Here is a 10,786-nt window from a genome sequence, read left to right as displayed (position 1 = left end):
CCAAACAGAGCGCCGCCCACGAAGCAGGCCAGTCTGACATAGTGCTTCATCATGGAAAACTCTTCCTTTCTCTATATTATTTACGTTTATAGCCCGTGATCATCACCATGACCATACAGATCACGGCGCCCCAGGCCCAGAAGCGATGTTGTTTCATTCAGATCTCCTCCTGTTGGGGAACAATCATGTTCCTTTGCGTATTGATGTATTATAGCAGATGCTCCGCACAGCTGCATTGCCGAATCGGCCGAATTGTTGTCGGATCAGACATTTTTTCGATACTTTCCAGGGGTCACCCCATAGTACCGCCGGAAAGTAGCGGCAAATTGACTGACACTGCTGTACCCCACCGCTTGTGCCACTGTCTCCAAACTTAATCCGGGCGTATGCAGCAGTTCCGCCGCCCGCTCCATCCGCCGCTGCCGCAGCCAAGTGTGGACGGGCAGGCCATACAGCCGGCGGAACTCCTCCTTAAACGTGGTGGCAGAGAGACACGCCCGGCGGCTCAAGGCGGGGATGGTGAGAGGCTCGTCCAGGTTCTCTTCCATGTACCGGCGTGTCTCCGCCAGTGGCCGGGCAAGGTTCCGGTCCGGCATCGGGCTTGGGGGTACATCCCTCTCCTGTTCCTCCTGGGTGGAGAGCAGATAGAGCAGTTCCACCGACTTCCACACGCACCAGCGTGCCCGCTCGCTTTTGGGAAGGCTGTCCAGGTCGGCAAAGGCTGCCCGGCTCCAGTGCGTGGGGCCTACTACCGCGCAGCCTCCCTGGCTGGCCATCCACCACCGCACCCGGCCTGTGTCCAGGGTCAAACCGCCCAGCAGATTGCAGATGCTTTTTAGGCTCTCTCGGGCGCCCCGGGCATCCACTGCCACCAAAACGCCTTCCAAGGGCGCGTCCACATTGGCACCGGTAAAGCCCGCGAGGTCCGTGAGGAGCAGCACCTGCTGGGCGCCAGCTTTCAGAAAGGAACCGTCCTGCCGCGTCAAGGTCACGGACCCCCGCAGGCAGAACAGGGTCTCAAAGTGCAGGTGTTCCAGTTGGAGAGGCAGTGGACCCGGCCGCTCATCCAGGGAAAACAGGCAGGCCCGGGCGCCGGGCATCACCGGTGTCCAGTCTCCTTGGTCAGCCAGAAATTCTGCCAGCACAATTCAGCCTCCTCTTCTTGATGCTATGCCCTATCTCCTTACCGGCCAAAGAACCCTTTCTTCCTCCAGGGCTCCTTCCGGATCTCTCCCACTTCATAGCCGGTCCCTTAAAAAGCAGGAGGTGCAGGGAGGTGCCTGCTCCGGGTGAATCAGGACGGAAAGCCCCCGGTACCGCTTGACGGGACAGAGAAGGGCCGCTTCCTCTTTTCGGGTTTGGCGAATTGATAAGTCTCCCTCCCCTAGAAAAAAGGCCTGGCAACTGTCCTGATATTCCAGCCTGCCTTCCCGGCAATGGGTGATCTCCAGCAGGCCGGAGGGAACCTTCCCCCAGGGGGAAAAGGAATAGGCCTCCACGTCCTGAAACGCCAGCCAAATCCCTGGGAATACCAGATGAAGCTTGTTCCTCTCACTGGTAGAGGTCTGTGTCCTGTAATTTTTGTTCTCGGTCATAGCATCCTTTCTGTTTCCTGGCGGGAAAGTCCCCCTTCCGCCCGCAGCTTCCCATAGGCCAAAAGGGGCATCCCCTGGCTCACACCCAGGATATGGGTTTGGTACAGCACCACGCCGTCAAAGGGGGCGGTGATGGCTTGCAGGGTCTCTCCCTCCCCGCTTTCCACACGGCCCAGAAGTTCTCCCTGGAAGAAGGGGTCTCCCGGCTGCTTCTCGGGATACCAATAGCCGCTGGCCTGTACGGTTTCATAATGGGCCTCCTCCACCTCCCGGGGCGTTTCCCTCCGGCAGCCATAGGGGCGGATCTCCAGAAAGTCCAACAGCTGGAGGATGTTCTCCTTGCAGGCATCCACTTCCGCTCTGCTCCAGGTTCCGCCGCCGCCACGTTCCACCAACAAGCCGGGAATCCCCTGCTGGGCCGCCCAGCTGTACAGCCCGTCCCTGGCGAATGACTGCACCAAAAAGGTCAGGGACAGGGCCTTCCCCGCCTGGCGGGCCACTGACTTTACCCTTTCTCCCGCGTCCACGGGAAAGAACGCCAAGGGCTCCATGGTTTCATAGATCCCGCCGCCGTGCAGGTCCAGCAGGAAGTCCGCCTGGGGATAGAGGGCCGCTTCCAGGACGGAAGCCATGTTCCAGGTGTAGGTTTCCCCCTTGACCCCCGGGAAGCAGCGGTTCAAATTCTCCCCGTCCTCCGGGACACGGTAGGTGCCGGCGAAAAAGCCGCCGGCGTTGACCACCGGCACAAAGATCACCTGCCCGGAAAGCTCCCCCGGAGAAAGCTGGGCCAGCAGTTCCCGCACCGCCTGGATGCCCACATATTCGTCCCCGTGGACGCCGGCAGTGACCACCAAGGTCTTTCCCGGCTGATTTCCCACCAGGCGCACACCTTCTATGGGCTGCCCGCCCTTCACAGGGATGGAAAAGGGATGTCTTCCGGGCGTTTGGATCTCGTTCATTGGTTCATGCCTCCTTTTTCTTCCACTGCCCTGCCATTTTCCAGCCGGACGATCCGGTCGCAGCCGGTGAGGGTGGAGGGCCGGTGAGAGACAATCAGCAGCAGCTTGTCCCCGCAGGCCTCCGGAGAGTGCGCAACAGCTCCTTTTCGTGGAGCACGTCCAGGCTGCTGGTGGGCTCGTCCATGACAATCACGTCCGGATCCAATAGCATCACCCGGGCAATGCCCACCCGCTGCCGCTCACCGCCGGACAGTCTGGCCCCCATCTGGCCCATGGGGGTATCGTACCCCTGGGGCAGGTTTTTGATAAATTCTTCCAGCCCCGCCCGGCGGGCCGCCTCCGCGATTTCCTCCCGAGAGGCGTCTGGTTTGCCCAAGGCGATGTTCTCCCCCAACGTGCCGTTGAAGAGGAAGGTGTCCTGCTCCAGCACGGCCACCCGGCGACGAAGCTCCTCCAAAGGCACGCGTTCCAGGGGAATGCCGTTTACCCGGATGTGCCCGCTTTTGGGGTTCCAAAACCGGAGCAGCAGCCGGAGCACCGTGGATTTGCCAATGCCGCTCTCCCCCACAATGCCCAGCTTTTCATGGCCGGAGAGTTCCAGACAGAAGTCCTCTAATATGGCCCGGGAGGAGCTACTGTAGGAAAAGCCCACATGGTCGAACTGGATGGAGCGGATGGGCCCGCAGGAGACGGGATGGACAGGCTCGGTGACCTCCGGGGGCGTGTCTTCGATGAGGAACAGCCGCTCCGCGGCGGCGTAGGTTTCCAGCAGGCTGGAGACCACCATAGTCAGGGACTGGGTGGAGGAAAAAGAGGCCGCCGCCACAAAGGAGAGCACCACCGTCCCCACCGGGTTGGGCGCGCCGGACGCCGCCAGCCAGGATGCCACCCCAATCACGAGGATGCGGGCCAGGTAGACAAAGAAGGTGGGCGCCGCGGACACCGCCTGCCGGTGGAGAGTCATGCCGTGGGCCGCTTGGTTGACCTGCCGGTTCTTCTCCTGCACCTGCTCCAGCCGGCGGGCGCCAAAGCCGAAAATCTGGATATCCCGCAGACCGTAGACGCTCTCCAGCACCAGGGATTTCATCTCCCCCAGCCGGGTGCGGTACCGCATGCCCATTCCCCGGCCCGCCTTTACAGCCGCCAAGGGAAACACCACGCTGACCACCAAATACACCGGCAGTAGTACGGCAGCGAACAGGGGCTGGAACCACAGCGCCAGCCCTAAGGTCACGCAGGGCAGAAGAATCACGGTGAACATGGGACCAATGGTGTGGGCGAAGAAGAATTCCACTGTTTCAATATCAGACACCGCAATGTTGAGCAAGTCGCCCTTCTCCCGGTCCATCAGGCAGGCTGGCGCCAGCTTCCGGATGGTCCCATACAAATGCACCCGCATGCTGGCCAAAAGCCGGTAAGCCCCCGCGTGGGAGACCACCCCTTCGATATACCGCCCCAAAACGATAAGCAGGGCGGAAAGCCCCATGAGTCCGGCGTACCCCCAGGGCGGGCCGCCCACCATTCCGGCGCAGGACAAAAGCAGCATGGCCCCAAAGCCCATCAGCCCCATTTGGGAAAGATTCCCCACAACGCTGGCCAAAGTGGAGACCCACAAAGTCCCCTTTACCGGCCCGGCGATTTTCAGCAGCCGCCTTGTCATGGCGGGGATGGAATAGGCAAATCGTTTACCCATGGCAGCACTCCTCCTCTCCCTGCTGCTCCAGCTGGGCCTGCTCCTCCACCAGGCGACGGTAGAGCCCCGGCTGGGCCATCAGCTCCCGGTGGGACCCCCGCTGGGAAACCTGCCCCTTCTCCAGCACATAGATCACGTCCGCATCCCGGATGGTGGAGAGCCGGTGGGAGATGATGAGCAGCGTGCGTGTTTGGGCCAGCTCGCCGATGCAGTTCCAAATTTCCTGCTCGCTGTCCCGGTCTACGCTGGAGGTAGCCTCGTCAAAGAGGATGTACTCCGCCCGGCATAGCAGCGCCCGGGCAATGCCCATCTTCTGCCGCTGGCCCCCAGAAAGTTTTCCCCCGGCGTCCCCCACAGAGGTGTCCAGGCCCGCCGGCTGGGACAGCACCCACTCCTTGAGACGCACCTGATCCAGAGCTTCCAGCAGCTCCCCATCGGTGGCGCTTGGGGCGGCCATGCGCAGGTTCTCCCGGATGGTTCCGCTGTATAGGCTCACCGTCTGAGGCACCAAAATAACGCGCCGCCGCAGTTCCTCCGGGGTAAGGCTGACCAGGTCCCGGCCCTCCAACAGGATGCGGCCTTTCTCCCAGTCGTAGAAACGCATGAGCAAGGAGGCGATGGTGGACTTCCCGCTGCCGGAAAGGCCCACCAGGGCCGTCACCTTCCCCTTGGGGATCTCCAAGGTCACGTCCCGCAGGGCGGCCTCCCGGCCTTGATAGCCAAAGGACACATGCTCCATGCGGATGCCGGGATAGGGTTCCTTCTCTACCGGCAGGGCGGGGTCGTAGGGGCGGGTGGTGTCGATGGCCAGCAGTTTTTCCACCTTGTCCGCGGCGGACACACCTGCCAAGGCGGAATGAGTGGCGTTCATCAACTGCCGCACCGAGCCGAAAAATCCAAAGGACAGCAGCAGCACCATCAGCCCGCTGGAAAATGGGATGGCTCCCGCGGCTAGCTGCCCGGCAGCGATGCAGGTGGAAACTGCCACCGCCCCGTAAATCAGCCCATCGGTGAGGAGAAAGGAGGAGAAGTTCACCTTCATCACCTCCATGATTTTGTCGTTGAAGTTTCGGGACTTCTCCGCCAGTACCGCCTGCCGGTGGCCGTCTCTGCCAAAGAGCTTAAAGGTGGTAATCCCCTGGACGCTCTCCAAATAGTAGCCGGTCAAGTCCTCCATGGAGGACCAGTATTGGGTCTTCAGGGTTTCAATGTGGCGGCGGAAAATGTTGTTCACCGGCAGCAACAAAAAGGAGACGAGAAACAGCAGCACCGCCGGCGCCAGCGGCACCTTCCACAGCTGGAAGAACAGGTAGATGGGCGCCAGCAGGCTGTAAAACAGGCCGGGCAGGTACTGGCTGTAGTAGACCTGCATGGACTCCACTCCGTCCACGGAGGAGGTGATGGCGGACACTGGGCCGATTTTCTCCACGTTGCCCACATCCAGTTCCAGCACTTTGGAGAAAATCCCAGTACGGAGCGTCTGCCGGGCCTTTGCGGTGCAGCGGTACTGGGCCTCGCCGGTAAGCAGCTCCAGCAGGAGCATGATTACAGCCGTCAGCAAGGCGGAGGCGACAGCCCTGGCCCCATCTCCGGCCGTCATGGCTGGGGATGCCACATTGCCCAGAAACCCGGAGATGATCCGGGCAAAGGCGGCAAGGCCCACCAGCACGGCCAGCTTTAAGCCTGTGATCAAAAAAATCCACCTCCACAGGCCTTTTGCCATGCGGAGGAGCGTTTTGTTTAACAGCAGCATACTACCCCTTCTTCCCTTGGCGCCGCGTTCCAGCCCAGGAAATGGCCCAAGGGTGGAATTTGTGGCAAGTCATTACCCTTATTATAGTTAGTTGTTTCTAACCTGTCAAGAGCATCCGTCCCACGCACAGGACGGCCGGTTGCTTTTGCCCCCCTTTAGGTCAGTTTAATCTTATTTGTTCAGGTCGTATTCGCTTTTCATATCAAACCATACTTCTTTCAATCATCGTTCCTGGGCGTGGCCCTTTTCTGTCTGCTTTTCTTTCTCATAGCCCATGATACGGTCCACATTGCCCTTTTGGCTTAATGGTAATAACAGCTTCCCAATCATCCTCCATAGAGGATGTCTCCGGACAAAGAGTTAGCCAATGCGCCAGCCCTCAGCCTGCTCCCGGATCTCAATGAACCACCGGTACAGCCCGTCCTGGGCCATCAGCTCCGCATGGGTGCCCTGCTGGACGATGCGGCCGTCCTCTACCACCAAGATCTGGTCGGCGTGCTGGATGGTGGCCAGCCGGTGGGCGATGGCGAGGATCGTCTTTCCCTTGGTCAGGGCGGACAGGGCCTGCTGGATCAGGTGTTCATTCTCCGGGTCCACGCTGGCTGTGGCCTCGTCCAAAATCACGATGGGCGCGTCCTTCAAAATCGCTCGGGCGATGGAGATGCGCTGGCGCTCGCCGCCGGAAAGGGTGGAACCGCCTTCCCCGATCACTGTGTCATACCCATTGGGCAGCGCCATAATGAAGTCATGGCAGCAGGCGGCCCTGGCAGCGGCCACCACCTGCTCATGGGTGGCGTTGGGGCATCCGAATTTGATGTTGTTCTCCACACTGTCCTGGAAGAGATACACATTCTGAAAGACCATGGAGATATTCCGCAGCAGGCTCTCGCAGGTGAACTCACGCACATCGTGGCCGCCGACGGACACGGTCCCGCTGTCCGCGTCATAGAACCGGGCCACCAGGTTGCAGATGGTGCTCTTGCCGGAGCCGGACGGCCCCACGATGGCGGTGGTGGTCCCCTGGGGCGCGACGAAGGTCACATCGTGGAGCACCTCCCGCTGGCCGTAGCCAAAGGACACATGGGAGAGGGCCACATCGAACTTCTCCGGGGCGATCTCCCGGCCGTCCTTGTCGATGAAGTCGGTGCGCTCCAGCTCCTCCAGCCGGTCCAACACTGAGTCTGTCACCGACAGGACGTGTGCCGCGTCGTTGATGGCCTCCACGCTGCCGAAGATGGTGAAGGAGAACAGGGCGATCATCAGGAAATATGGGAGCGGCAGAGCGCCCGCCAAAGCCTGCTGTCCGGCAGTAAGGACCAGCCCCACGGACGCCGCCCGCAGGGCAAACAGATGCAGGCAATTCCAAGGGACGAAACCGAATTCATTCTTGATGCGGATGGCCTTGTTGTCCCGGCAGGCCTTCCGGAATCGCTGGACAGATACCCCGTCCTGGCCGAAAGATTTCACCACCGGCAGGCCGTAGATGTATTCGATGGCCGCGCCGGAAAGAGCCTCCTGGGCCCGGTGTCCCACCGGTGCGGTGCAGGCGCTCTGCCGGCCGATGCCCCGCAGGGCAAAGGCGGACATCAGAACACCCAGGAGCGCCACCAGAGCCGCAGGCGGGCAGAAGATGGCCACGCACAGCAGGATCACCGCCACCTGGATATAGCCGTTGATCACCGCGTCCACCATCTTCATGCTCTGAAGTTCCAGTGTGCTCAGCTCCGTGGTGAGGGCGGTTAGGATGTCCCCCAGGTTGTTCCTTGCGAAGTACCCCAGGGACACCCGCTTCAGCACATTCCCCAGCTCCATGCGCTGGTCCGCCGCCCGCTCCGTACCGATGCTCTCCTGGAGCCGGTTCTTCCAATAGGTGAAGAAGAACCGCAGCAGGATCAGCACCACGATCCCGCCCAGGCACAGCCAGGGAAGAGAGGCCGGGAGTTCGTTTTCTCCCCAGGCGTTTCCGATCAACCGCCCCAGGGCCCAGGCAGCCAGCATTACCGGCCCGGCGGTGCACCAGGTGGCGAAGAAGGAGCACACAAAGCCCAGGAGCATCCGTCTCCGATAGCCCTTCGCCCACCGCAATATGCGTCCGACACTTTGAAACATCTCAGTTTCCCTCCTTTTCCCCGGAAGTGACCGCCCAAGTTTGCGCCCCCACATGGGCCGCCCAAAGCGCCTGATACAGCGGGCAGCGGGAGAGCAGTTCCCTCTGAGTACCTCTGTCCACGATCTGTCCCTTCTCCAGCACCACAATCTGGTCCGCGTTCTGGATGGTGGAAAGCCGGTGGGCGATCACCAGCAGGGTCTTTCCTTTGGAGAGGGCCATGATGGACCGCTGGATTTTGTTCTCATTCTCCGGGTCCGTGAAGGCGGTGGCCTCGTCCAAAATAACGATGGGAGCATCCTTCAAAATCGCTCTTGCGATGGCGATGCGCTGACGCTCCCCGCCGGAGAGCTGCTTGCCCGCGTCCCCGGCGGCGGTGTCCCAGCCGTGCTCCAGACGGCCGATAAACTCCTCGCACTGGGCTGCCCTGGCGGCGGCGAACACCTCCTCGTCCGAAGCCCCCGGCTTTCCCAGCCGGATGTTCTCCTTCAGGGAGCAGTCAAAGAGGAAGTTGTCCTGGGTGACGAAGCTGATCTCCCGGGAGAGCTGTTTCAGAGGCAGTTCCCGGATGTCCCGCCCGCCCAGGGTGATGGAGCCGCCGGTCACATCCCAGAACCGGGCCGCCAGCCGGGCGATGGTGGACTTTCCGCCGCCGGAGGGACCCACCAGGGCGGTGAACTTCCCCTGGGGGATGGTCAGGTCCAGATGGTGAAGCACTTCCTTCCCATCGCTGCCGCCGTAGGAGAAGGACACATCATGCAGTTGAATATCGCAGTCATTGAGCGGCGCGTCCTGCTCCGCCTGGGACAACTGGGGCAGATCCAGCAGTTCCCGGGTGTCCTTCACCGCAAACTGCATGCTCTTTATGGAATTGATGAAAGCGGTGGCGCTCATGAGCGGGGTCACGATCCCCAGGGCCATCATTAGGCACAGCGTTACCTGGGCCGGGTCCAGCACTCCCGCCTGATAGAGATAGATCCCTATGGGGAGCGTCCCCAGCAGGGTGGTGGGCAGGATGGAGAGACACAGGTTCATGGAAGCCCAGGTGCAGCGGTACCAGTCCATGGTGAATGCCTTGAAGGAGGACACCGCCTGGGCGAACTTCTGATAGGACCGCTCCCCCTGGCTGAAGGTCTTCACCACCTGGATGCCTTCCACATACTCCACGATGACGCTGTTGACATGGGCGTTGGCTTCCATATAGGCGGCGTAGTTCTTGTTATAGCTCCGCATCCCGAAAGCCATGGGGATCAGTGCAAAGGGGATGGTCGCCAGCAGAGCCAGTCCCATCCTCCAGTCAATGGAAAACATGGCGGCGACCACCACCAGGGGCAGCAGGATGTTGGAACTGAGTTCCGGAATCATGTGGGCCAGGGGCGGCTCAATGTCCTCGATCCGGTCCACGATGGTGCTCTTCATGGCGCCGATAGGCCTGGACTCCACCTCTCCAAGAGGCGCCCCCATAAGCCGGTCCGCTGCCTGGAGGCGCAGACCCTCCAGGATGGTGTAGGCGGACACATGAGCCAGCATGGTGGACAGGGCGTAGCCCGCCACCTTGACGGCGTAGCCCGCCAGGCACACGCCGCACCAGAACAGAATACCATCCCAGTCCGCCTGCCGCTCCAGAAACAGCCGGATGATCTGATAGACGCCGAGATACGGCACAAAGCCGCCCGCCACACTGAGGATGGCCAGCACCACAGAGGCGGCCATCTTCCCCCGGCAGGGCGCGGCGAAGGACAGCAGGATGCCGAGCCAGGTTCGCTCCTTCATACGCAGCACTCCTCTCAAAGAAAAATCGTTGTAGTTTGCTTGCGCTAACTACAACGATTTTAAGAGAGTTTTCCCATTTTGTCCGCTCCGGCGCGCCGGTTCGGTCCCGTTTGGACGAGAACATTTACCGGCCTTCCCGCCGGTATTCCAGCGGCGTTTTTCCTTTGGCTTCCTTAAACACGGCGGCGAATTTACTGGCGCTGTCGTACCCCACCCGCCCGGCGATCTCCGCCACGCTGGTCTGAGGCTCCTGCCTCAAGAGTAGGGCGGCCCGGTCCATGCGAAGGTTTCGCATATAGGTATTGACAGGCTGGCCGTAGATCGACTTGAAACACTCCTTCAGGGCTGTGGCTGGGATGGAGAAACGCTCTGAGAGTTCCGCAATGGTGTAGTGCCGCTCCAGGTCCTCGGTCAGCAGTCGGTGGGCAGCCTTGACCTTCTCCACCTGGGACTTATAGAAGTAAGGTTTCTCCGTCCGTTCGTCCAGTTCCAGGGCGTCTAGGTACAACAGCAGTTCCAACACCTTGATGCGGAAGTAGGGCAGTTTGATCTGCTCCGGCACGGCGTAGAGCTCCTGGAAGATGCGGTCCACCGAGGGCGCCCCGTGGATCACCCTGGGGTGGCGGCCGGCGCAGAACTTCTCCTGAAGCCGTACCAGATCTACTGGGAACTCACGCACCCACTCCTTCAGGGACTGTGCGGCAAGGGGCAAGGTGAACCCGATAGTAATGCCGTGGTAGTGGGAGAGCGGAAAGGTGAAGTGGCCCTGATGCTCCAGCCGGCGGTCCAGTTTCAGGTCCCCGGCCTCCACATAGGAGTAAGTGTCCGGCCCCGCCGGGTACTCCATCCGCCCCTGGCGGCAGTAGTCGATGCACAGCATATCTTCCGTGGTGCGGAACACGGAGT

7 protein-coding genes are annotated in these 10,786 nt (G+C 61.1%); all 7 read right to left on the bottom strand.

Annotated elements, in window-relative coordinates; translation table 11 throughout:
- Positions 1 to 263 precede the first annotated feature (263 nt).
- Positions 264 to 1,145, bottom strand: coding sequence for an AraC family transcriptional regulator (locus tag QZ378_RS10350; RefSeq protein WP_291258208.1), 882 nt, complete (start codon positions 1,143 to 1,145; stop codon positions 264 to 266).
- 446 nt (positions 1,146 to 1,591) lie between these two features.
- The gene (locus tag QZ378_RS10345; RefSeq protein ID WP_291258207.1) at positions 1,592 to 2,554 is read right to left on the bottom strand and encodes a succinylglutamate desuccinylase/aspartoacylase family protein; all 963 of its coding nucleotides are present in this window, start codon (positions 2,552 to 2,554) and stop codon (positions 1,592 to 1,594) included.
- Between the two features lie 94 nt (positions 2,555 to 2,648).
- On the bottom strand, positions 2,649 to 4,247 hold the full coding sequence (locus tag QZ378_RS10340) for an ABC transporter ATP-binding protein (RefSeq protein ID WP_291258206.1): 1,599 nt from the start codon (positions 4,245 to 4,247) through the stop codon (positions 2,649 to 2,651).
- Complete coding sequence (locus tag QZ378_RS10335; protein WP_291258205.1) at positions 4,240 to 5,940, bottom strand: ATP-binding cassette domain-containing protein; 1,701 nt, start codon at positions 5,938 to 5,940, stop codon at positions 4,240 to 4,242. Before QZ378_RS10335 ends, QZ378_RS10340 begins: the two co-directional genes overlap by 8 nt.
- Before the next feature lie 420 nt (positions 5,941 to 6,360).
- Complete coding sequence (locus QZ378_RS10330; protein ID WP_291258204.1) at positions 6,361 to 8,109, bottom strand: ABC transporter ATP-binding protein; 1,749 nt, start codon at positions 8,107 to 8,109, stop codon at positions 6,361 to 6,363.
- Between the two features lies 1 nt (position 8,110).
- Positions 8,111 to 9,880, bottom strand: coding sequence for an ABC transporter ATP-binding protein (locus tag QZ378_RS10325; RefSeq protein WP_291258203.1), 1,770 nt, complete (start codon positions 9,878 to 9,880; stop codon positions 8,111 to 8,113).
- 124 nt (positions 9,881 to 10,004) lie between these two features.
- A partial coding sequence (locus QZ378_RS10320; protein WP_291258202.1) for an AraC family transcriptional regulator occupies positions 10,005 to 10,786 on the bottom strand: 782 nt, incomplete at its 5' end.

The sequence above is a fragment of the Flavonifractor sp. genome, from assembly GCF_019422385.1.
Classification (GTDB): domain Bacteria; phylum Bacillota; class Clostridia; order Oscillospirales; family Oscillospiraceae; genus Flavonifractor; species Flavonifractor avistercoris.
The sequence above is the reverse complement of the archived record's forward strand: the minus strand, read 5'-3'. Positions and strand labels throughout refer to the sequence as shown.

Excerpts from the sequence above, each read along its gene's own strand:
- QZ378_RS10345 (WP_291258207.1), bottom strand. The coding sequence starts at position 2,554 with ATGAACGAGATCCAAACGCCCGGAAGACATCCCTTTTCCATCCCTGTG.
- QZ378_RS10340 (WP_291258206.1), bottom strand. The coding sequence starts at position 4,247 with ATGGGTAAACGATTTGCCTATTCCATCCCCGCCATGACAAGGCGGCTG.
- QZ378_RS10330 (WP_291258204.1), bottom strand. The coding sequence starts at position 8,109 with ATGTTTCAAAGTGTCGGACGCATATTGCGGTGGGCGAAGGGCTATCGG.
- QZ378_RS10325 (WP_291258203.1), bottom strand. The coding sequence starts at position 9,880 with ATGAAGGAGCGAACCTGGCTCGGCATCCTGCTGTCCTTCGCCGCGCCC.